Genomic DNA, 21,753 nt, shown 5'->3' on the forward strand with positions numbered 1-21,753 from the left:
AGCGAAGGCTTGCCTAACCTTCGACGCCTTCTTCCGTCACGGGCTCGACGAGGGCCTCGCGCAGCGCGGTGAGCTCTTCTTCTGTCATGCCGTTCGCGCGCAGGTAGCCGGCGGCCGACCCCCACCGCTCGTCGACCTGGGCCAGCAGGCGACGCATCACCTCGGCGGGCGAGCGGGTGGCCAGATCCACCGCGTGCAGCGCCTCAGGGTGCTGGCTCCGCAGATAGGCGGCGATGCGCCGCGACCGTTCGGCGGGCAGCTGCGACTCGGTGAGGGCGTAGTCGGCGATGACGGCATCACGATCGGCGCCGACCGCCGAGAGCGCCAGCGCGACCGTCACGCCCGTGCGGTCCTTGCCCACCGTGCAGTGCACCAGGGTCGGCTCGCCCGCGGCGATCACCCGGATAGCGGCGACCAGGCGCTCCCCGCTCTCCTCCAGGAGATGCAGGTACAGGTCGTCGAGACTCGTATCGGATTCGAAGAAGGAGCGCACGGACCCGAGGAACAGCGGCAGGTGAGTCGTCTCCGGGCCCTCGATCTCGCTCGGTTCCGCGGCGACCTCCTCCCCGTCGCGGAGGTCGACGATGTGACGCACCGTCGCCCGCAGGAGCGCCGCGCCGTTCGTGGTCGCCGTGGAGAGCTGGCCGGAACGCAGCAGGACGCCGGGGCGGATGCGTCCACCCTCCGCGGGGATCCCGCCGACGTCGCGGACGTTCGTGACGCCCTCGACGTCCAGGATCGTCACGCGCCCGCCTGGGGGCCGCGCGGGGGCACCGGGTAGCGCCCGGCGATGACGATGCGGTTGAAGGCGTTGATCGACACGCACGCCCAGCTCAACGCGGCGTACTCCTTCTCGGTGAACACACTCCCGACCAGGTCGTAGACCTCGTCCGAGATGCCGTCCTCCGCGATGAAGGTGAAGGCTTCCGCCAGTTCGAGCGCGGCACGCTCCCGATCGCTGAACACACCGCTCTCCCGCCACACGGCGATCTGGCTGATCGTGTCGACGTCCAGCCCGGCGGCGACCGCCCGGTCCACGTGCACCCGCGTGCAGTAGCTGCAGCCGTTCAGCTGCGAGCAGTGGATCATGACGATCTCCTTCAGGCGGTCGTTGATCCCGTTCTCGGCGCAGATCGTGCCGACCGTCTTCGAGAAGGCGTCGAGGGCCTGATAGGCCGCAGGCTCCGTCTTGGACAGGTGCACGCGCTGTTCGGTCATACCTCCATGATATTCGGCGCCGGGCGCGGGAGACGGTGTGGGACCGGCCTCACCGAAATGCACACTGCCAACCTTTGGGCGCGATCCTGCTGCATATCGCCCTGTTAATCCCCCTCACATCTTGTCAGTTTGCTCCGGCATTTCCCGCGAGGTCGAAACGGGGCGCAGAATAGCCGCGTGGCGATCGACACCAGCGAGTTCTCCTATCTTCCCGCGCAGGCCGACGCGCTCGGCGTTCCGCTTCCGACCGTGGAGCGCCTGACGCTCCCCCTCCCCGAGGGTCGCGTCGTGAGCGGGTTGCGCTTCGGGTCCGAGCCGCCGCGCATCACCCTGCTGCACGGCGCCGGTCTGAACGCCCACACCTGGGACACGACGGCGCTGGCGCTGGGGCAGCCGCTCCTGGCGATCGACCTCGCCGGCCACGGCGACTCCTCCTGGCGCGACGACGCGGACTACTCCCCCCGCACCCTCGCCGCCGACGTCGTCGCCGCTCTGGACGCGTGGGTCTCCGCGCCGCAGATCCTGGTGGGACAGTCGCTCGGCGGTCTCACCGGCGCCGCCGTCGCCGCGGCGCGGCCGGACCTCGTGGCCGCTCTGATCGTCGTCGACATCACGCCCGGGATCGACGTGTCCGCCGGCCCCGCGGCGCTCCGGGAGTTCTACGCCGGGCCCACGGACTTCGCGACCCGCGACGAGCTCGTCGACAAGGCGATGGCCCTGGGGTTCGGTGGCACTCGCCCCGAGACCGAGCGCGGTGTCTTCCTCAACACCCGTGTCCGCGCGGACGGCCGCGTCGAGTGGAAGCACCACTTCGCCCACCTCGCCGCCACCGCTCTGGCCGCCCACGACCCCGGCACCCCGACGGCGCCGTCGGTCCTGCATGAGACCGGCTGGGACGATCTGGCGGCGGTCACCGCGCCCGTCACGCTCGTCCGCGCCGAGCGGGGCTTCGTGAGCGCTGCCGACGCGGAGGAGTTCCAGCACCGCCTCCCGGAAGCGCGGGTCGTCGCGATGGACGCCACGCACAACGTGCAGGAGACGGCGCCCCGAGACCTCGCCCTGCTCGTCGGTTCGGCGACCGCGGCCGGAATATGACGCTCCGTTCCACGTCCGCCGCGCCGAATCCCGCCCGACCCTAGGCTCGTCCCACCGGCACACAGCACCTGCCGCACCGAGAGGAAACACCCATGTTCCGACGTCATCGACGCCTCGCGCTGATCTCCGCGCTCGCGGCCACCGCCGTGATCCTCAGCGCCTGCTCCGGCTCCGCCGAGCCTGCCCCGTCCACGGGCGGCGAGCCCGACCCCGACGCCACCCTGCACGTCGGTCTCGTGCTCGAGCCCACCAACCTCGACATCCGGCACACCAGCGGTGCCGCGCTGGAGCAGATCCTCATCGACAACATCTACGAAGGACTGGTCAGCCGCACCCAGGAGAACGAGATCGTGGAGCGGCTCGCCTCGGAGTACGAGGTGTCGGACGACGGCCTCACGTACACCTTCACCCTCAACGACGGGATCACCTTCCACGATGGCTCGCCCCTGACGGCGGCCGACGTCGTCTCCTCCTACGAGACCGTCCGCACCGATGACACGGTGCAGGGCAACGCGGAGTTCGCGTCCGTCTCCTCGATCTCGGCTCCCGACGACACGACCGTCGAGATCGTGCTGTCCGAGCCGAACCAGAACTTCCTCTTCGCCCTCACCGGCCCCGCCGGGCTCGTCTTCAAGGACGGCGACACCACCGATCTGAAGACCGCGGAGAACGGCACCGGTCCGTTCACCCTCACGCGCTGGAACAAGGGCAGCACGATCACCTTCGCTCGCAACGACGAGTACTGGGGCGAGCCGGCCGGCGTGGCCGAGGTCGAGTTCCAGTACATCCCCGACTTCACGGCCGGGGTGAACGCGGCGCTCGCCGGCGACGTCGACGTGCTCACCGCCGTCGACCCGAACCTGGCTCCGCAGCTCGAGGACTCGGGCGACTTCACCCTCACCACGGGCCGCACGACCGACAAGGCCACGCTCGCCTTCAACAACAAGAAGGCTCCGCTGGACGACGTCCGGGTCCGCGAGGCGCTGCGCCTGGCCATCGACCACGACGCGCTCATCGAGGCCGTCGGCGCCGGTACCCCGCTGTACGGCCCCATCCCCGAGCTCGACCCCGGCTACGAGGACCTCTCCGACGTCATCTCCTACGACCCCGAGCGGGCCAAGGAGCTGCTCGCCGAGGCCGGCCAGGAGGACCTCGACCTCACCCTGACGATCCCGTCGTTCTACGGCACCACCGTCCCGAAGGTCCTCATCTCGGACTTCGACAAGGTGGGTGTGAACCTCGAGGTCGATTCCGTGGAGTTCCCGACCTGGCTCGAGGACGTGTACACCAATAAGGACTACGACCTCAGCTTCGTCCTGCATGTCGAGCCGCGGGACTTCGGCAACTTCGCCAACCCGGACTACTACTTCGGCTACGACAACGCCGAGGTGCAGGACCTCTACACGCAGGCGCTGGCCGAGGTCGATCCCGAGGCCTCCGCGAAGCTCCTCGCCGAGGCGGCCCGGATCGTCTCCGAGGACCACGCGGCGGACTGGCTCTACAACGGTCAGACCATCACCGCCGTGAATCCGGTCGTCAGCGGCTTCCCGGAGGACTCGATCAACTCGCGCATCAACCTCGCGGGTGTGACCGTCTCCGCCGCGAGCTGACGACGGTCGACGCTCCGTGCTGCGTTACGCGCTCGTCCGAGGAGCCCTGCTGATCGCAGGGCTCCTCGTGTCGAGCGCGCTCATCTTCCTCACGCTGCGCGTCTTCCCCGGCGACGTGGCCCAGCTCATCGCCGGCACCCAGGCCTCCCCCGCCGAGGTCGAGGCGCTGCGGGAGTCGCTGGGGCTGAACCAGCCTCTGCTCGCGCAGTACGCCGACTGGATCGGCGGCATCCTCCGCGGCGACCTGGGCACGTCGCTGCTGTCCGGCGCCTCCGTCGGCGAGGAGCTGCTGCTGAAGGCACAGGTCACGGTTCCGCTCGGGATCATGTCGCTGGTGATCGCCGTGCTCATCGCCGTGCCGTTCGGGATCCTCGCCGCCCTGCGTCGCGGCCACCGCGACGGCACGGCGCTCAGCGTGGGCGCGCAGGCTCTCGCGGCCGTCCCCGTCGTCTGGGCGGGCATGATGCTGATCGTCGTGTTCTCCGTGTGGCTCGGCTGGCTGCCGCCCCAGGGCTTCCCCCGCACCGGGTGGTCGACACCGGGCAGAGCGATCGAGGCGCTGCTGCTGCCCGCCCTCACGATCGGCATCGTCGAGGGCGCCATGCTGATGCGCTTCGTGCGCAGCGCGACCCTGCAGGCCGCCGGACAGGACTTCGTCCGCACCGCGGCCGCCAAGGGTCTGACGAAGACCCGCGCCCTCATCCAGCACGGCATCCCGGCGGTCGGGCTCTCCATCATCACGGTCCTCGGCCTCCAGGTCGCCGGGATCATCGTCGGCTCGGTCGTGATCGAGCAGCTGTTCACGCTTCCGGGCATCGGCCGCATGCTCGTGACCGACGTCGGCACCCGCGACCTCGTCAAGGTGCAGAGCGAGCTGCTCGTGCTGACCGGCTTCGTGCTGGTGGTCGGTTTCCTCGTGGATCTGCTGCACCGGGCGATCGACCCTCGACAGCGGGAGGCCGCATGAGCGCGCGCTGGTACCCTCGGCTCTGGCGGACCTCGACCGGCCGCTTCGGACTGATCGTCATCGCCATCGTCGCCCTGGCGGCCGTCGTGTCCCTCTTCTGGACGCCGTTCGACCCGCGGGCCTCGAACATCGGCGACCGCTGGCTGCCGCCGGGCTGGCCGCACCTGCTCGGGACGGACGACACGGGACGCGACATCCTGAGCCTGCTCATGGCGGGCGCGCGGACCACGGTCTTCGTCAGTGTCGGCGCGGGACTCGTGGCCACCGTCGTCGGCATCGCCCTCGCCGCCCTCGGCGCCCTGACCACCCGGCTCGTGCGGGAGACGGTCGCCGTGTTCGTCGACATCCTCATCGCCTTCCCCGTGCTGCTGATCGCGATGATGATCTCGTCGGTGTGGGGCGGATCGCTCTGGGTCGTGATCTGGGCGGTGGGGATCGGGTTCGGCGTGAACATCGCGCGGGTCACGCGGCCGGAGCTCCGCCGCGTGCAGCAGAGCGACTTCGTGCTCGCCGCGCGCGCGTCCGGCCTCACCCCCGCGCAGAGCCTCGTCCGTCATCTCCTCCCGAACGTGGCTCCGGTGTTCATCGTGCAGCTCTCGTGGTCGATGGCCGTGGCCGTCCTCGCGGAGGCCGGCCTGTCGTACCTCGGCTTCGGGGCCTCGGTCGTGGAACCGAGCTGGGGGCTGCTGCTCGCGGATCTCCAGCGCTACATCGGCGTGCACCCTCTCACCGTGATCTGGCCCGGGCTCACGATCACCCTGACCGTACTCGCCCTCAACCTGCTCGGCGACGGGCTCCGCGAAGCCACGGACCCCACCCTGCGGCACCGCGCCGCCGAGACGCACACACCGGCGGTGGTCGCATGAGTCTGACGGTCGAGGATCTCGTCATCGAGATCGACGGACGCCGCGTGGTCGACGGCGTCTCGCTCCAGGTCCCCGACGGCACCCGCCTCGGGGTGATCGGCGAGTCGGGCTCCGGCAAGTCCCTCACGGCGCTCGCCGTGCTCGGGCTGCTGCCGGAGGGGGCGACGGCACGCGGGAGCATCCGGTGGGACGGCACCGAGCTGATCGGGATGCCGGACCGTGAACTCGCCCGGCTGCGCGGCGACGACATCGGCATCGTGTTCCAGGAACCCCGGACGGCGCTCAACCCGATCCGGACGGTGGGCCGCCAGATCGCGGAGTCCATCCGCATCCACGAAGGCCTGGGCCGGCGCGAGGCCCGTGACCGGGCGATCGCGGAAGCCGCCCGCGTGCGACTCCCCGACCCGGAGACCATCGTCGACCGGTATCCGCACCAGCTCTCCGGCGGCCAGCGGCAGCGCGTCGCGATCGCGATGGCCCTCGCCTGCCGTCCGCGGCTGCTGATCGCGGACGAGCCCACGACGGCCCTCGACGTGACGATCCAGGCCGAGATCCTGTCGCTGCTGCTCGGGCTCGTCGCCGACGAGGGCATGTCGCTCCTGTTCATCACGCACGACCTCGCGGTGCTGTCCCAGGTGGCGACCGAGGGAGTCGTGCTGGAGCACGGTCGGGTCGTCGAGAGCGCACCGGTGTCGCGGCTGCTAACCGCGCCGACCTCTCCTGTCACGCAGGGGCTGCTGCGGGACGCGACCGCGACGCTGTGGCGGCCCGAGGGAGGAGAGGCATGAGCCTCATCGAAGCGCGCGGGCTGCGACGGGACTTCGTCGTGCCGAAGCGGACGGCGTTCGAGCGCACGCGGCGGCAGACGGCGCTCCAGCCGACCGACCTCGACGTGCCCGAGGGCGCCTCCCTGGGGATCATCGGCGAGTCCGGCTCAGGGAAGTCGACGCTCGTGCGACTCCTGCTGGGCCTCGACCGACCGACCGCGGGCACCGTGTCGGTGGACGGCCGGATCGTCGACGCCGGCGCCTCCGCGCGATCGCTGCACTGGTTGCGCCGGCAGACAGGTCTCGTCTTCCAGGATCCCTATGCCTCGCTCGACCCTCGGATGACGGCGAGGCAGATCGTGCGGGAGCCGTTGTGGGCCCTCGGCATCGACGGCGACCATCGGGCACGGGTGCGCGAGGTCATCGCCCGGGTCGGCCTGGACCCCGAGATGGGCGATCGCTATCCGCACGAGTTCTCCGGCGGACAGCGGCAGCGGATCGCTCTCGCCCGCGCTCTCGTCCATCGTCCGCGGATCCTCGTGGGCGACGAGCCGCTGTCGGCGCTGGACGTCACGGTACGCGCGCAGATCCTCGAGCTCCTCGCGGAACTCCGCGTCGCGGACGAGCTCACGCTGCTGCTCGTGTCGCACGACATCGGCGTGGTGCAGAACCTCTGCGACACGGTCGTCGTCATGAAGGACGGCCGCATCGTCGAGCGCGGTCCGACGCGCGACGTGCTGCTCCACCCGACCGCCGACTACACCCGCACCCTGCTCTCCGCGATCCCCGTCATCCCCGACGCCTGATCGCCGACCCACCCCTTTGCGGCCACCCCGGCCCTTTGCGTGCGCCCGCAACGGGGTGGGAGGCACGCAAGGGGGTGGGGCGAGGGGTCAGCGCGGGAAGAGCGAGAGGCGACGGCGAGGGCGGGATGGGCGGAGCACCCGGCGCAGGTAGACGGTGCCGAGGTCGCGGCCGAACTTGTGGCCGACGCGCCCCATGCGACCGGCCTCCACGAAGCCCAGCTTCTCGTGCAGCCGGATCGAGGCCTCCGCACCCTGGTCGCTGATGACGGCGACCATCTCCCGGAGCCCCCGCTGCTCGCACGCCGCGATCAGCGCCTGCAGAAGGGCCGACCCGAGGCCCTTGCCGGCCGCGCCGGGACCGAGGTAGATCGAGTCCTCGACCGTGTACCGGTACGCGTTCTTGCCCGCCCACGGCTGCGCGAGCGCATACCCGAGGATGGCGCCTGAGGGCGACACCGCCACGAGGAACGGCAGCCCGAGCCGCTCCAGCAGGGTGAACTTGTCCCGCCAGTACGGGATGCTGCTGCGGCGCTCGTCCAGGGTGACGGCCGAATTGCTGACGAAATGGTTGTAGATCTCCCGCACGTGCGGCAGATCCGCCGCGCGTGCCGGCCTGATGACGTAGGAGAACGTGTCCGGCGCGGTCGTCGGTCGCAGATGACGCGGGAGAACGCGGCGGCGGTCCCCCGGCTCGAACTGCATGCGCTCAGCTTAGAGAGCCGGACCCCTCGCCCTCCACCCTCCAGTCCACCGGAGCACTGCCGAGTCCCTCCAGGAGCGCGTTCGCGCGGGAGAAGGGCCGGGAGCCGAAGAAGCCACGGCTCGCGGAGAGAGGGGACGGATGCGCGGAGGCGATCACGGGGGTGTCGCCGAGGAGGGGCTGGAGGTTCGCCGCGTCACGCCCCCAGAGGATCGCGACGAGCGGCTGCTCCCGGGCCACGAGGGTACGGATCGCGAGCTCCGTCACCTGCTCCCATCCCCAGCCGCGGTGGGAGGCGGCCGCTCCGGGGCGCACCGTCAGGACGCGGTTGAGCAGCAGCACGCCCTGATCGCTCCACGCGGTGAGGTCTCCGTGCGGTGCGGGCGGGAGGCCGAGGTCGGCCTCCCGCTCCTTGTAGATGTTCGTCAGGCTCCGCGGCAGGGGCCGCACATCGCGGTCCACGGCGAACGACAGCCCGATCGGGTGCCCGGGAGTCGGATAGGGGTCCTGGCCCGTGATGAGCACACGCACGTCGGCGAGTGGACGCTGGAAGGCGCGCAGCACGTTCGGCCCCGCGGGAGATATCCGTGCCCGGCCGCGCGCTCGGCGCGCAGCCGTTCGCCGAGCGCCGTGATGGTGTCCTGCACCGGGGCCAGCGCCTCCGCCCATCCCGCGTCGATCAGTCCCTCGTCGGCGAGTTCCGCGAGGGTGCGTCCTCCGCTCACTCGACCGGCCGGACCCGCAGCGGGCCTCGCGCGAGCAGGTGCTGCGCCGACTGGGCGACGGGCCGCATCGTGACGAGGTCGAGGTTCACGTGGGCCGGCGCGTCCAGAGCGTAGGCGATCACGTCCGCCACGTCCTCGGCGCGAAGGGGCGCCTCGACCCCGGAGTACACGGCCTCCGCGGCGACGGCGTCGCCCCCGAGCCGGTTCAGCGTGAACTCCTCCGTGTGCACCATCCCGGGAGCGACCTCGGCCACCCGGAGCGGCTCGCCGTTCAGCTCCTGACGCAGCGCACGGACGAGCATCGCCTCGGCCGCCTTCGCCGCGTTGTAGCCCGCGCCGCCCGGGTAGGCGGTCTGCGCGGCCGTCGAGGTCACGAACAGGAGGTCGGCATGGCCGTCCACGTCCGCGGTGCGACGGAGCATCGGGAGCAATCCGGCGACGAGGCGCTGGGTCGCGAGGACGTTCGCGTCGTACATCCACTGCCAGTCGGCGAGCGCGGCATCCTCGACGCGGTCGGTCCCCCGCGCGCCACCGGCGACCTGGACGAGGGCGTGCACGGGTCCGGTGCGCTCGAGCTCCCCGAGGAGCGCCGCCACCGCCGCGTCGTCGGTCAGATCGCAGGCGATGGTCGACGCCCCCGTCTCCGCGGACAGCGCGGCGAGCCGGTCGGCACGGCGCGCGACGCCGACGACGTCCCACCCGCGCGACCGCAGCACCCGCACCGTCGCCTGACCGATCCCGGAACTCGCACCTGTCACCACTGCACGTCTGTTGGCCATGTCCTCCACCGTACGATGTCCGCGCGGGTTCCGCCCGTTCCCGGCCCCCTCGCCGTGTTACGTCACATTTCCCGGTCGTTGTTGACACGGACCGATATTCCGTACTCTCGCTGCAAGGGCACCAGCCCATCCGACCTTCCGACCGTTCCAGGGGGAACACATGTCCGCACCCGAGACCTGGCGTTTCGAGACCAAGCAGATCCACTCGGGCGCCGCCCCCGACCCCGTCACCAAGGCCAGGGCGACGCCGATCTACCAGACCACGTCCTACGTGTTCGACAGCGCCGACCACGCCGCGAACCTCTTCGCGCTCGCCGAGTTCGGCAACATCTACACCCGCATCCAGAACCCGACCCAGGACGTCCTGGAGCAGCGCCTCGCCGCGCTCGAAGGGGGCACCGGCGCCCTCGTCCTCTCCAGCGGCCAGGCCGCCTCGACCTTCGCGATCCTCAACATCGCGCAGGCCGGCGACCACTTCGTCGCGTCGAGCTCGATCTACGGCGGCACCTACAACCTCTTCAAGTACACCCTCGCCAAGCTCGGCATCGAGGTCACCTTCGTCGAGAACCAGGACGACCCGGAGGAGTGGCGTCGCGCCGTCCGCCCGAACACGAAGCTGTTCTTCGCGGAGACCATCGGCAACCCGCAGATCAACGTGCTCGACATCCGCACGGTCGCCGACATCGCGCACGAGAACGGCGTCCCGCTGATCGTCGACAACACGATCGCCACCCCGTACCTCATCCGTCCGTTCGAGCACGGCGCCGACATCGTCGTCCACTCGATCACGAAGTTCCTCGGCGGCCACGGCACCACGATCGGCGGCGTCGTGATCGACGGCGGTTCGTTCGCGTGGTCGGAGAACGTCGAGAAGTTCCCCGGACTCACCGAGCCGGACCCGTCGTACCACGGCGCCAGCTACACGGCCGCGGTCGGCGACCCGCTCGCCTACATCATCAAGGCCCGGGTCCAGCTGCTCCGCGACCTCGGCTCGGCCATCGCCCCGCAGAGCGCGTGGAACCTCATCCAGGGTGTCGAGACGCTGTCGCTGCGCATCGAGCGCCACGTGCAGAACGCCCAGGAGATCGCCGAGTGGCTGGACAGCCGCGACGACGTGGCCGCGGTCAACTACTCCGGCCTGCCGTCCTCGCCCTGGTACGCCAAGGCGAACGAGTACGCCCCGAAGGGTGTCGGCGCCGTGCTGTCGTTCGAGCTCAAGGGCGGTGTCGAGGCCGGACGCGAGTTCGTCAACAGCCTCTCCCTGTTCAGCCACCTCGCCAACATCGGCGACGTGCGCTCGCTCGTCATCCACCCGGCCTCCACGACGCACGCCCAGCTCACCCCGGAGCAGCAGCTCACCGCGGGCGTGACCCCCGGCCTCGTGCGCCTGTCCGTGGGACTCGAGAACATCGAGGACCTCAAGGCCGATCTCGACCAGGCACTCGCCGCCGCCCGCGCCGTCTCCGAGGCCGCGCGCGCCTGAGCACCCTCTCCGCGAAGGCCCCGGACCGCACGGTCCGGGGCCTTCGTCGTCCCGGTGTCGTAACCTGCGGGCCGGGACCGACCGGCCAGGCGAGAATGGAGACATGGACTGGCAGACGACCTCCGAGGACACGGTGCCGTCGGCACCGGTGACGGAGGCCGACGTCCGGCTGCTCCGTGCCCGGCCACCGGCCACCGGCGCCTGGCGCGACGGCGACCCCGTCGGCGGCCGCCGGTTCGCCGCGTTCGGCGCCTTCGACACGGAGAGCGGAGCCCAGCTCCCCGGCATCCGCCTCGCGTACGAGAGCTGGGGCGAGCTCAACGCCGCACGCGACAACGCCGTGCTCGTCCTGCACGCCCTCACCGGGGACAGCCACGTGCGCGGAGAGGCCGGTGCCGGCCACCCGACCGCCGGCTGGTGGGAGGACGTCGTCGGCCCCGGTGCGCCGCTCGACACCGACGAGTGGTTCGTGATCGCGCCGAACATGCTCGGCGGCTGCCAGGGATCGACCGGCCCCGCGAGCATCGCCCCGGACGGCTACGAGTGGGCGTCGCGCTTCCCCTACCTCACCATCCGCGACCAGGTCGCCGCGCAGGTGCGCCTGGCCGACGCGCTCGGCATCGACAGCTGGGCGGCGGTGATCGGCGGCTCGATGGGTGGCATGCATGCGCTCGAGTGGGCCGTGACGCAGCCGGACCGCGTGCAGCGCCTCGCCGTGCTCTCCTCGCCTCCGGTCACGACCGCCGACCAGATCGCGCTCAACACCGTGCAGCTCGAGACCATCCGCATGGACCCGCGGTTCCAGGGCGGCGAGTACTACGACCTCGCGGACGGCGACGGCCCGCACCGCGGCCTGGCCCTCGCCCGCCGCATGGCGCTGCTGAACTACCGCAGCCCGATCGAGCTCAACCAGCGCTTCCAGCGCTCCTGGCAGTCGGACGTATCGCCGCTCGGCCACGGCGGACGCTTCGCCGTCGAGTCCTACCTCGACTTCCACGGGAACAAGTTCACGCGCCGCTTCGACGCCAACAGCTACATCGCCCTCGTCGAGGCCATGAACTCGCACGACGTCGGCCGGGGCCGCGGCGGCGTGGAGGAGGCCCTGAAGGCGGTGACCGCGACGACCCTCGTCCTCGGCATCGACAGCGACCGCCTCTTCCCCGTCGACGGTCAGCAGCGGATCGCCCGGAGCATCCGGAACGTGATCGACGGCGAGGCGGTGGTGCTCACGAGCGACTTCGGCCACGACGGGTTCCTCATCGAGACCGAGGCCGTCGGCACGCACCTGCGGCGCCTGCTCGACGCCTGACCCGCGTCAGGCCGGGTCGAACCGCCACGGCAGGGTGTGGGCGTGGAGGGTCCCCTGCGCCCAGCCGAACGCCCGGCCCCCGTCGCGCACCTCCGTCTGGAACAGCTCGACCGCCCCGCCGGAGGCCAGCGCGGCCTCGACGTCGGTGAAGGCGGAGAGCCGGTGCAGCGTGAGCCAGGTGGGCGGGAAGAGCCGCCACTCCCCCGCCGCGTGCCGCTCGAAGGCCGTGTCCGGTGACACCCAGGCGAGCTCGACGACCTCGTCGGCGGCAGGCGACGGCTCGACGTCCGGCGCGAGGGCGAGGAAGAACCAGGTGCGGATCCGCACGGGCGCCTCCGCGGGCGGGCGCCACTCCGACAGAAGCACCAGGTCGTCGACGACGAGTCCGACCTCCTCCGCGGTCTCCCGGGCGGCGGCCCGGCGCGCGTCCTCGACGTCCGCCGCGCCCGCCCGCCGATCCTCCGGCTCGACCTTCCCCCCGGGGAACACCCAGGCGTCCGCGAAGGAGCCGCGCGACGGACGGCGCAGCAGCAGCACCTCGAAGCCCCCGGGACTCGGGCGCAGCAGCACGACGGTTCCGGCGAGCGGGAGGTCGTCGTCGGGAGCGGTCACCCCGTCACTCTACGACGCGAGGACCGGCGTCTGCGCGATCCGCCGTGCCTCCACGCGGTACGACACCAGGGCGATGAGGAGTCCGGCCACCGCGAGCACTGCCCCGGTCCACGCCGGTGCCGTGTAGCCCCAGCCGACCGCGATCACGATGCCGCCGAGGAAGGCGCCGAGGCTGTTGCCGAGGTTCAGGGCGGAGTGGTTCATGGCCGCCGCGATGGACTGGTTGTCGCCGGCCACGTCCATCAACCGCGTCTGGATCGTCGGGCTGAGCACGGACGAGACGAACCCCACGAGGACGACCACGAGGCTCAGGCTCACGATCCAGAACGAGAGCACGGCGAGGAGGGCGAACACGACGGCCATCGCGGCGAGGCCCAGCAGCAGCGTCCGGCGGAGGTCGATGTCGGCCAGATGACCGCCGACGAGGTTCCCGCCCGTCATGCCGAGCCCCATGAGCACGAGCACGATCGGCACGACCCAGTCCGGCGATCCGGCCACCTCCGTCACGAGCGGGGCGATGTAGCTGTAGACGGCGAAGAACCCGCCGAAGCCGATCGCCCCGACGCCGAGCGTGAACCAGACCTGACCGATGCGGAACACCCCGAGCTCCGCTCGCATCGTGCGTCCGGGGTTCCCCGGGTGCGCGGGCACGAACAGCGCGATGAAGACAGTGGCGAGCGCGAAGACGAGCGCGACGACCGCGAAGGCGGCCCGCCAGCCCCACTCCTGGCCGAGGTAGGTGCCCAGTGGCACGCCGACGACATTGGCGACCGTGAGACCGGTGAGGATGAACGCGACGCCCTTGGCACGGTTTCCCGGCCCCATCACGTCGGCGGCGACCAGCGCGCCGATGCCGAAGTACGCGCCGTGCGGGAGCCCGGCGAGGAAGCGCGAGACCCCGACGAGCTCGAACGTCGGCAGCACCACGGTGAGGGCGTTGAAGACGGTCAGCGCGAGGGCGAGCACGATCATCACCCGATGCCGCGGATAGCGGGCGACGAAGCCGGCGATGGTCGGGGCGCCGATGACCACGCCGAGTGCGTACAGCGAGATCAGCCAGCCGGCCTGACTCAGTGCCTCCTCCTGGCTCGACGCCCAGACGGACGGGAGGAGGTCGGCGGCGATGTTCGGCAGCAGGCCCATGACCACGAACTCGGTCATGCCGATGCCGAAACTGCCTATGGCGAGGGAGAGGAGCGCCCACTTCGCCGCACCCCTCGAAGGTGTCGAGGGATTCACCGGTTCAGCTTACCGGTCGTCGGACTCCTCGATCGCCGCCTCCAGGCGCTCGACCTTGGCGTCGAGCTCTCCCGTGTACCCGGGGCGGATGTCCGCCTTGAGGACGAGCGACACCCGGGAGCCGAACGGCATCACCGCCTCGGTCGCGCGCTTGACCACGTCCATGACGGTGTCCCAGTCGGGCCCCTCGATCTCGGTGAACATGCTCGTCGTGCGGTGCGGGAGGCCCGACGCGCGGACGACGCGCACGGCCGCGGCGACCGCGTCGTGCACGGAGGCATCGGTGCGCTCGGCACCGTCGGCGGGCGTGCCGCTGGGGGCGACGGAGAAGGCGATCAGCATGGGTTCACTCCTGGGTTCGGGGACGACGGACGGCGGGGACCCGCGCGAGCGCGACGGCGCTCACGGCGGCGAGGACGACGAGCAGGACGTTGCGCATCGTGAGCAGCAGGACGGGGGCGGCTTCGGCACGCAGCAGCCCGTCATAGCTCAGCGGATACACGAGACAGGTGAGCAGGCACAGGGCGAGCACGAGGGCGGCGGCGGTGCGCGCCCGGCGGCGGTCGAGCACGAGCCACAGGATCACGGGGGCGAGCAGCCAGGTCTGGAACTGCGGCGAGCCGACCTTGTTCAGGGCGATGAGCACCGTCACCAGGAGCAGGGCCAGCGGCGGGAAGAGTCGCGCGAACGACGCCCCACGGACGGCCTTGACCCCGCCGACGACGGTGACGACGGCGGCGGCGAGCACCAGGAGCGGGGTGAGGATCGTCGCGAGGGCCTCCGCGCCCGGCGCGACGATCTGGAAGGTGAGGATGTCGTAGCTGTACTCGATGCGGGCGGCCCCCGTCACGGCCATCCAGAGGAACGGGGTCGCGGCGACCGCCTCGATCTGGAGTCCCCGGCCCGTCTGCGCGGTGAGGACGCCGAGGATCTCGGTGTCGGCACCGAGCAGCAGGAGCACCACCACCACACCGGCGGTGACGACCGCGGCGGCCAGGAGCATCCGCAGCCGCGCCCTCCCGGCCACGACCGCCGCGAGGAGGAGCGCACCGGGCCAGATCTTGATCCAGGCGCCGATGGCCAGCAGCGCCGCGGCGATGGTCGGGCGGGTCACCAGCCAGAGGCCGGCCACGACGGCGATCGGCACGGTGACGGCATCGATGCGGTACAGCGCGATGGGTCCGAGGAGCAGCAGCGCGGCGCACCAGAACCACGCGGCGGTGCGCCGCGACCGCACGTGTCCACGCCCGACGAGGACGGCGAAGGCGACGGCGTCGAGCACCGTGACCAGCAGCACCCACCCGATCAGGTAGGCGCCGGAGACGCCGAGCAGCGGGAGGAATGGGGCGGCGAGCACGGCCGCGAGCATCATCGGCAGGAGCGCGAGCTGCGGATACACCCAGGACTCCGTGACGCCCACGATCTCCCCGCCGCTCCACGCGGCCGTCGCCCAGGGCTCGTAGACCAGGACGACGTCCCCCATGGGCTGGCTCGGGTAGACCCAGCCCAGCCATGCGGTGAGGACGTGGACGAGGAGGAAGGCGATCCACAGCGCGAGCACGCTCCCCCGGGCCGTGGTCCTCACGACAGGAGGTCCGCGACCGCGCGGGGCAGCGCCTCCGCGACGTCGAGCGCCACGATCGGATGACCGCTCGCACCCGCGGTCGCCGCGGCGGCGAGGCGGGCGGCGTGCCCGTGCAGCCAGACGGCCGCCGCGGCGGACTCGACGAGCGGGCCGTCCGGATTCGCGGCGATCACGGCGGCGACGATCCCGGCCAGCACGTCCCCCGTCCCGGCCGTCGCGAGCCAGCCGGTCCCCGCCTCGACGGCGATGAGCGTGCCGTCAGGTGCGGCGAGGACGGTGCGCGCGCCCTTGCGCAGCACCACGCCGTCGATCGCGGCGGACACGTCGCGGACGTCGGCGAGGTCGTCCGAGGTCCCGTCGATGCCGACACGCTCGCGCAGTCGCGCGAACTCGCGGCCGTGCGGCGTGGCGACGAACGGGGCGCGGGCGGTCGGCGCCAGATCGAGCGCTCCGGCGTCGATGACCACGGGGACGTCGCCGTCGACGATCTCCCGGAGCGCCTGCGCCTCCGTGGCGCTCCGGTCGTCCGGATCGGTCCCGGAGCCGATCACCCAGGCGCCGATCCGCGTGCGTCCGGCATCTGGCCCACCGACGGTCTCCGGGCGCCGGGCGAGCACCGCCGCCACCGCCGGCGGCGCGCCGACGTAGCGGACGAATCCGGCGCCGGTGCGCCAGGCGGCCTCGACGCCCAGCACCGCCGCGCCGGGGTAGGCGGCCGATCCGGTGCGGATGCCCACGACGCCCCGCGAGTACTTGTCGTCCTCGGCGGTCGGCGCGCGGAAGAAACGCGCCGCGTCGCTGCGGGACCACTCGCGCACGTCGCTCATGACTCCACGTTAGCCCGACGGCCCTGTCCCGTCCGCGTCGGCGGTACCGTCGAACGGTGAGTCTTCTCTTCTCCCCGCTGACCATCCGGTCCACCACGTTCCGCAACCGCCTCTGGGTCTCCCCCATGTGCATGTACAGCGCCGTCGACGGCGTGGCGCAGGAGTGGCACCACACCCACCTCGCGCAGTTCGCCTCGGGCGGCGCCGGGCTCATCGTGGCCGAGGCCACGGCCGTCGTGCCGGAGGGGCGCATCTCCCCGCGCGACCTCGGGCTGTGGGACGACGCCCAGCGCGACGCCCTCGGCCCGATTGTCCGAGCGATCCACGACCGCGGGGCGGCCGCGGGCATCCAGCTCGCGCACGCGGGGCGGAAGGCCTCCACCTGGTGGCCCTGGGCCGACGAGCGCGGCTCGGTCCCCGCCGCCGCGGGCGGGTGGACGACCACCGCCCCGTCCGCGGTGGCCTACGAGGGGTTCGCCGCGCCGGTCGCGCTGGACGCGGAGGGCATCGACCGCGTGGTCGACGGGTTCGCCGCGGCGACCCGTCGGGCGCTCGAGGCGGGCTTCGACGTCATCGAGATCCACGGTGCCCACGGCTACCTCCTGCACCAGTTCCTGTCGCCGCTGTCGAACCTCCGCGAGGACGAGTACGGCGGCTCGCTGGAGAACCGGGCCCGGCTGCTGCTGCGCGTCGTGGACGCGGTGCGCGAGGCAGCCGGCGAGGGTGTGCCGGTCTTCGTCCGGATCTCGGCGACGGATCACGCCGAGGGCGGGTTCACGCCCGAGGAGGCGGCGACGGTCGGCGGCTGGGCGACCGCGCGCGGCGCCGACCTCATCGACGTCTCCAGCGGCGGCCTCGTCGCGCACCAGCGCATCAGCGTCTCCCCCGGCTACCAGGTCCCGCTGGCCGAGACCGTCCGCCAGGGCGGGCGGATCCCGGTGTCGGCCGTGGGTCTCATCACCGCCGCCGCCCAGGCCGAGCAGGTGCTCGCCGACGGGGCGGCCGACGCGATCTTCGCCGGACGGGAGTGGCTGCGCGACCCGCACTTCGCGCTCCGGGCCGCGCACGAGCTGGGCGACGAGGTCGCCTGGCCGCCGCAGTACGAGCGGGCGCACTGGCGCTGACGCCCACGACGACGGCCGCCGGTCCCCGAGGGAGCCGGCGGCCTTCGCGTATCCGGATGTCAGTGGCCGCGGACGCGACGGGTCGCGTCCTGCACCTCGCCGACGAGCTCCTCGAGGATGTCCTCCAGGAACAGCACGGCCGTGGTCTCCCCGCGGGCGTCGCGGACCTTGGCGAGGTGGCGACCCGCCCGTCGCATGACGGCGAGCGCGTCCTCCAGATCGGTGTCCTCCTGCACGGGCACCATGTGGTGGATGCGCTTGCCGGGGATCGGCTCGAGCACCTTGGCCTCGGCATCCGGGCCCTCCGAGGCCCGCAGGATGTCCTTGAGGTGGACGTAGCCGATCGGGACGTCCTCGTCGTCGACGATCACGTAGCGCGAGAACCCGTAGCGGGCCACCGCCTTCTCGATGTCGTCGGGCGTGGTCGTCTGCGGCAGCGTGACGAGGTCGCTCAGCGGAACGGCCACGTCGCGCGCCTTCTTGTCGGTGAACTCGACCGCGGCCGTCACCGTGCCCGCGGTGTCCATGAGCACGCCCTCGCGGCGCGACTGGTTGACGATGGTCGCGACCTCATCGAGGGTGAACGTCGACGCCGCCTCGTTCTTCGGCTCCACCCGGAAGAGGCGCAGCACGCCGTTCGCCGCCGCGTTCAGCAGCCAGATCACCGGCATGAAGACCTTCGACACCCACACCAGCGGCGTCGCCAGCAGCAGCACGGCCCGGTCCGGAATCGAGAACGCGAGGTTCTTCGGCACCATCTCGCCGAACACGACGTGCAGGAACGACACGATGAGCAGCGCGATCGTGAACGACACGACGTCCACCGCGCCGTCCGACCAGCCCAGCGCGTGCAGCGGCACGGCGAGCAGATGGTGGATGGCGGGCTCGGACACGTTCAGGATGAGCAGCGAGCAGATCGTGATGCCGAGCTGCGAGCTCGCGAGCATGAGCGTCGCGTGCTCCATGGCGTACAGCGCCGTCTTGGCCGGGCGCGACCCGCGCTCCGCCTTCGGCTCGATCTGGGAGCGCCGCGCGGAGATCACCGCGAATTCGGCGCCGACGAAGAACGCGTTCGCCGCCAGCAGGACGACGAGCCAGGCGAGGCCTCCCCAATCGCTCACAGGGACACCCCCTCGATGACGACGGCATCCGGTCTCGGGACGTAGCGCACCCGATCCACGCGGCGGCCGTCCATGCGGACCACCTGCAGCGTGCCGCTCTCCAGGGGCACCTCGTCGCCGACGACCGGCACCCGCTCGAGGACGCTCATGACGTAGCCGCCGACCGTGTCGTACACATCGCCCTCCGGCACCTCGACGCCTGCGCGGCTGCGCAGCTCGTCCGGACGCAGCTCGCCGGGGAAGGTCACCCCGTCGCGGTTGCGGATGATGCCGGCCCTCGTCCGGTCGTGCTCGTCGGACACCTCGCCGACCAGCTCCTCCACGAGGTCCTCCAGCGTCACGATCCCCGCCGTCCCGCCGTACTCGTCCACGACGACCGCGAGCTGATATCCGCGACCGCGGAGGTCGGAGATCAGCGCGTCGACGTGGGCGGTCTCCGGCACGCGCAGCGGATCGGTCGCGAGAGCACCGACGGGCACCTCTGCCCGGCGCTCCCGCGGCACCGAGATGGCGGCCTTGAGATGCACGACGCCGGTGATGTCGTCGAGGTCCTCGTCGAAGACCGGGAAGCGGCTGTGGCCGGTGCGCCGCGCCAGCTGGATCACGTCGTCGACCGAGTCGCCGGCGGCGATCGCGTGCATGCTCGGGCGCGCCGTCATGACGTCGGCCGCGGTGAGCCGCGAGAACGTGAGCGTGCGGTCCAGCAGCGTCGCGGTGTCGGCCTCCAGCACTCCCGCGCTCGCCGACCGTCGCACGAGGGAGGAGAGCTCCTCCGCGCTACGGGCGCCGGAGAGCTCCTCCTTGGGCTCGATGCCCATGCTGCGCAGCACCCCGTTGGCGCTGCCGTTGAGCACGACCACCGCCGGCTTGAACACGGTCGTGAAGGCGATCTGGAACGGGACGACGAGCTTCGCCGTGGCCAGGGGCAGCGCCAGCGCGAAGTTCTTCGGGACGAGCTCGCCGAGGATCATCGAGAGCACCGTCGCGACGAACATCGCCACCACGGTCGCGATGGGAGCGACGGCAGCTTCCGGGATGTTCCAGGCAACCAGCGTGGGGCGCAGGAGGTTGGACAGCGCCGGTTCCATCGTGTATCCGGTCAGCAGCGTGGTCAGCGTGATGCCGAGCTGTGCGGAGGAGAGATGCGTCGAGGTGTGCCGCAGGGCGCTGATCGTCAGCGAGAGGCGAGACTCGCCTCGCGCCTGCCGCGCTTCCAGATCCGCGCGGTCGAGGTTCACGAGGGCGAACTCGCTCGCGACGAAGAGGCCGGTGCCGACCGTGAGCAGAAGCCCCACGCCCAACATGATGTAGTCCATCAGATCTTCCTCTCCGGGGAGAGAACGGGACGGTGGGGCGATGTTCGGCAACTGGGAGGGTCGTCCATAGTGCGCTCGATTCTACAGAAGCGGACTGTGGTCGCGGCAGGTGATCACCAACTGACCGGCAGCGCCTTGCCCTCCTCGTAGCCCGCCGCCGACTGCAGTCCGACGAGAGCGCGGTCGTGGAACTCCGGCACGGTCGCGGCCCCGGCGTAGGTGAAGGACGACCGCACGCCCGACGTGATCATGTCGAGCAGGTCCTCGATGCCCGGGCGCAGCGGGTCGAGGTAGATCCTGGAGGAGGAGATGCCCTCGGCGAACAGCTCCTTGCGCGCGCGCTCGTAGGCGTCGAGCCGACCGAACCGCGCCTGCACGGCCTTGGTCGAGGCCATCCCCCACGACTCCTTGAACAGACGACCGTCCGTGTCGCGCTGGAGCTCGCCCGGGGCCTCGATCGTCCCGGCGAACCAGGAGCCGACCATGACGGAGGCCGCACCGGCAGCGAGCGCGAGGGCGACGTCCCGCGGGTAGCGCACCCCGCCGTCGGCCCAGACATGCGCTCCGGCCTCGGCGGCGGCCTGCGCGGTCTCCAGCACCGCGGAGAACTGGGGACGACCGACCGCCGTCATCATCCGCGTCGTGCACATCGCCCCTGGTCCGACGCCGACCTTGAGGATCGAGGCGCCCGCGTCGACGAGATCCCGCACGCCGTCCGCGGTGACGATGTTCCCCGCGACGATGGGGAGCCCGAGCCCGAGGGACGCGACCTCCTGCAGCGCCCGGAGCATGCCCTCCTGGTGGCCGTGCGCGGTGTCGACGACGAGCACGTCCACCCCGGCCGCCGCGAGCGCCTTCGCTTTCGCCCCGACGTCGCCGTTGATGCCGACCGCCGCGGCGACGGCGAGGCGCCCGCCGGCGTCCACGGCCGGCCGGTACAGCGTGGCGCGGAGGGCGCTGCGGGCGCTCAGCGTCCCGACGAGGTGGCCGTGGTGGACGACCGTGACGACCTCGACGTCCGCCTCGGTGATGACGTCGAAGGCGTGCCGTTCGGAGCCGATGTCGTCCGCGTCGATGGACGGCGTGCCCCGGTGCACGAGGTCGCCGAGCTGCGCGTCGGGCAGCGCGGTCGCGAGACGGGTGGCCGGGAGCACCCCGACGATGCGGTCGACGGGGATCGGCGCCGCGCCGGAGGCCACGACGATGCCGTGGCCGGGGGCGGCGGGGAGCAGGCGGAGGGCGTCGGCGACGGTCGCCTCCGGGGGCAGCACGAGCGGCGTGTCCCAGAGCACCGGCTGCCCCTTCACGTCGCGGATCGCGGCGTCGAGCTCCTGGAGCGGGAGGTCCTGCGGCAGCACGCCCAGCGCCCCTCGACGCGCGAGCACGGCGGCGATCCGCGGCCCGGTCACCGAGTTCATGTTCGCGGCGACGAGCGGCAGCGTCGCCGGGGTGCCGTCGTGCGGAGCGAGATCGACCTGGAGGCGACTGGTGACGGCCGAGCGGCGCGGCACCAGGAAGACGTCCGAGTAGGTCAGATCGACGGTCGGCTGCGCACCTGAGAACTCCATGTCTCCACGGTACCCAGATCGGCGCGCCACGGGTCG

General features: G+C 71.7%; 21 protein-coding genes and 1 pseudogene. 9 read left to right on the forward strand and 13 right to left on the reverse strand.

Annotated features, from left to right (window positions below):
- Positions 1–13: 13 nt before the first annotated feature.
- Both AC2W7E_RS10855 and AC2W7E_RS10860 read right to left on the reverse strand, forming a co-directional pair.
- Entirely contained in the window at positions 14–745 is a 732-nt protein-coding gene (locus AC2W7E_RS10855) for a tyrosine-protein phosphatase (RefSeq protein WP_126893899.1), read from the reverse strand.
- Complete coding sequence (locus AC2W7E_RS10860; protein ID WP_126893898.1) at positions 742–1,218, reverse strand: carboxymuconolactone decarboxylase family protein; 477 nt, start codon at positions 1,216–1,218, stop codon at positions 742–744. The genes AC2W7E_RS10855 and AC2W7E_RS10860 overlap by 4 nt, the downstream gene beginning before the upstream one ends.
- A 177-nt stretch (positions 1,219–1,395) precedes the next feature.
- On the opposite strand from AC2W7E_RS10860, the gene AC2W7E_RS10865 reads away from it, so the two are divergent.
- From AC2W7E_RS10865 to AC2W7E_RS10890, 6 genes are all read left to right on the forward strand, one after another.
- Positions 1,396–2,313, forward strand: coding sequence for an alpha/beta fold hydrolase (locus AC2W7E_RS10865; RefSeq protein WP_485989083.1), 918 nt, complete (start codon positions 1,396–1,398; stop codon positions 2,311–2,313).
- A 92-nt stretch (positions 2,314–2,405) separates the two neighbouring features.
- Positions 2,406–3,923, forward strand: coding sequence for an ABC transporter substrate-binding protein (locus tag AC2W7E_RS10870; RefSeq protein ID WP_485989084.1), 1,518 nt, complete (start codon positions 2,406–2,408; stop codon positions 3,921–3,923).
- Between the two features lie 16 nt (positions 3,924–3,939).
- A complete protein-coding gene (locus tag AC2W7E_RS10875; RefSeq protein WP_071328318.1) occupies positions 3,940–4,890 on the forward strand; it encodes an ABC transporter permease in 951 nt (316 codons plus the stop codon).
- Positions 4,887–5,756, forward strand: a complete 870-nt coding sequence (locus tag AC2W7E_RS10880) for an ABC transporter permease (RefSeq protein ID WP_485989085.1) — start codon at positions 4,887–4,889, stop codon at positions 5,754–5,756. The genes AC2W7E_RS10875 and AC2W7E_RS10880 overlap by 4 nt, the downstream gene beginning before the upstream one ends.
- Entirely contained in the window at positions 5,753–6,544 is a 792-nt protein-coding gene (locus AC2W7E_RS10885; RefSeq protein ID WP_126893894.1) for an ATP-binding cassette domain-containing protein, read from the forward strand. The genes AC2W7E_RS10880 and AC2W7E_RS10885 overlap by 4 nt, the downstream gene beginning before the upstream one ends.
- Positions 6,541–7,329 carry an ABC transporter ATP-binding protein gene (locus AC2W7E_RS10890; RefSeq protein WP_485989086.1) on the forward strand — a complete coding sequence of 263 codons (789 nt, stop codon included), beginning with the start codon at positions 6,541–6,543 and terminating at the stop codon, positions 7,327–7,329. Before AC2W7E_RS10885 ends, AC2W7E_RS10890 begins: the two co-directional genes overlap by 4 nt.
- Before the next feature lie 87 nt (positions 7,330–7,416).
- Here AC2W7E_RS10890 and AC2W7E_RS10895 read toward each other — a convergent pair whose 3' ends face one another.
- The 3 genes and pseudogenes from AC2W7E_RS10895 to AC2W7E_RS10905 form a co-directional block, all read right to left on the reverse strand.
- Positions 7,417–8,031, reverse strand: coding sequence for a GNAT family N-acetyltransferase (locus AC2W7E_RS10895; RefSeq protein ID WP_062635082.1), 615 nt, complete (start codon positions 8,029–8,031; stop codon positions 7,417–7,419).
- 4 nt (positions 8,032–8,035) lie between these two features.
- Positions 8,036–8,754: pseudogene (locus AC2W7E_RS10900) on the reverse strand (uracil-DNA glycosylase).
- Positions 8,751–9,533, reverse strand: a complete 783-nt coding sequence (locus tag AC2W7E_RS10905; RefSeq protein ID WP_172400126.1) for an SDR family oxidoreductase — start codon at positions 9,531–9,533, stop codon at positions 8,751–8,753. Before AC2W7E_RS10905 ends, AC2W7E_RS10900 begins: the two are co-directional and overlap by 4 nt.
- A gap of 160 nt (positions 9,534–9,693) precedes the next feature.
- Here AC2W7E_RS10905 and AC2W7E_RS10910 point away from each other — a divergent pair, with 160 nt between their 5' ends.
- Complete coding sequence (locus tag AC2W7E_RS10910) at positions 9,694–11,016, forward strand: bifunctional o-acetylhomoserine/o-acetylserine sulfhydrylase (RefSeq protein WP_025103077.1); 1,323 nt, start codon at positions 9,694–9,696, stop codon at positions 11,014–11,016.
- A gap of 103 nt (positions 11,017–11,119) precedes the next feature.
- A complete protein-coding gene (gene metX, locus AC2W7E_RS10915; RefSeq protein ID WP_485989087.1) occupies positions 11,120–12,325 on the forward strand; it encodes a homoserine O-acetyltransferase MetX in 1,206 nt (401 codons plus the stop codon).
- Positions 12,326–12,331: 6 nt separating this feature from the next.
- Here metX and AC2W7E_RS10920 read toward each other — a convergent pair whose 3' ends face one another.
- The 5 genes from AC2W7E_RS10920 to AC2W7E_RS10940 are packed head-to-tail and all read right to left on the reverse strand — an operon-like array spanning position 12,332 to position 16,588.
- On the reverse strand, positions 12,332–12,937 hold the full coding sequence (locus AC2W7E_RS10920) for an NUDIX domain-containing protein (protein ID WP_485989088.1): 606 nt from the start codon (positions 12,935–12,937) through the stop codon (positions 12,332–12,334).
- A 9-nt stretch (positions 12,938–12,946) separates the two neighbouring features.
- Complete coding sequence (locus tag AC2W7E_RS10925) at positions 12,947–14,176, reverse strand: MFS transporter (protein WP_485989089.1); 1,230 nt, start codon at positions 14,174–14,176, stop codon at positions 12,947–12,949.
- Positions 14,177–14,185: 9 nt separating this feature from the next.
- Positions 14,186–14,518, reverse strand: a complete 333-nt coding sequence (locus AC2W7E_RS10930; RefSeq protein WP_025103073.1) for a thiamine-binding protein — start codon at positions 14,516–14,518, stop codon at positions 14,186–14,188.
- Between the two features lie 4 nt (positions 14,519–14,522).
- Positions 14,523–15,761, reverse strand: coding sequence for a hypothetical protein (locus AC2W7E_RS10935; RefSeq protein WP_485989090.1), 1,239 nt, complete (start codon positions 15,759–15,761; stop codon positions 14,523–14,525).
- Entirely contained in the window at positions 15,758–16,588 is an 831-nt protein-coding gene (locus tag AC2W7E_RS10940; protein WP_485989091.1) for an ADP-dependent NAD(P)H-hydrate dehydratase, read from the reverse strand. The genes AC2W7E_RS10935 and AC2W7E_RS10940 overlap by 4 nt, the downstream gene beginning before the upstream one ends.
- A gap of 56 nt (positions 16,589–16,644) precedes the next feature.
- On the opposite strand from AC2W7E_RS10940, the gene AC2W7E_RS10945 reads away from it, so the two are divergent.
- Positions 16,645–17,712, forward strand: a complete 1,068-nt coding sequence (locus tag AC2W7E_RS10945; protein ID WP_249522070.1) for an NADH:flavin oxidoreductase/NADH oxidase — start codon at positions 16,645–16,647, stop codon at positions 17,710–17,712.
- A gap of 59 nt (positions 17,713–17,771) precedes the next feature.
- Here AC2W7E_RS10945 and AC2W7E_RS10950 read toward each other — a convergent pair whose 3' ends face one another.
- From AC2W7E_RS10950 to guaB1, 3 genes are all read right to left on the reverse strand, one after another.
- Complete coding sequence (locus AC2W7E_RS10950; RefSeq protein WP_485989092.1) at positions 17,772–18,833, reverse strand: hemolysin family protein; 1,062 nt, start codon at positions 18,831–18,833, stop codon at positions 17,772–17,774.
- Complete coding sequence (locus AC2W7E_RS10955; RefSeq protein ID WP_085607187.1) at positions 18,830–20,149, reverse strand: hemolysin family protein; 1,320 nt, start codon at positions 20,147–20,149, stop codon at positions 18,830–18,832. The genes AC2W7E_RS10950 and AC2W7E_RS10955 overlap by 4 nt, the downstream gene beginning before the upstream one ends.
- 113 nt (positions 20,150–20,262) lie before the next feature.
- On the reverse strand, positions 20,263–21,717 hold the full coding sequence (guaB1, locus tag AC2W7E_RS10960) for a GMP reductase (RefSeq protein WP_249522071.1): 1,455 nt from the start codon (positions 21,715–21,717) through the stop codon (positions 20,263–20,265).
- Between the last annotated feature and the right edge of the window lie 36 nt (positions 21,718–21,753).

This window comes from Microbacterium sp. CFSPD4_SD4 (assembly GCF_057364585.1).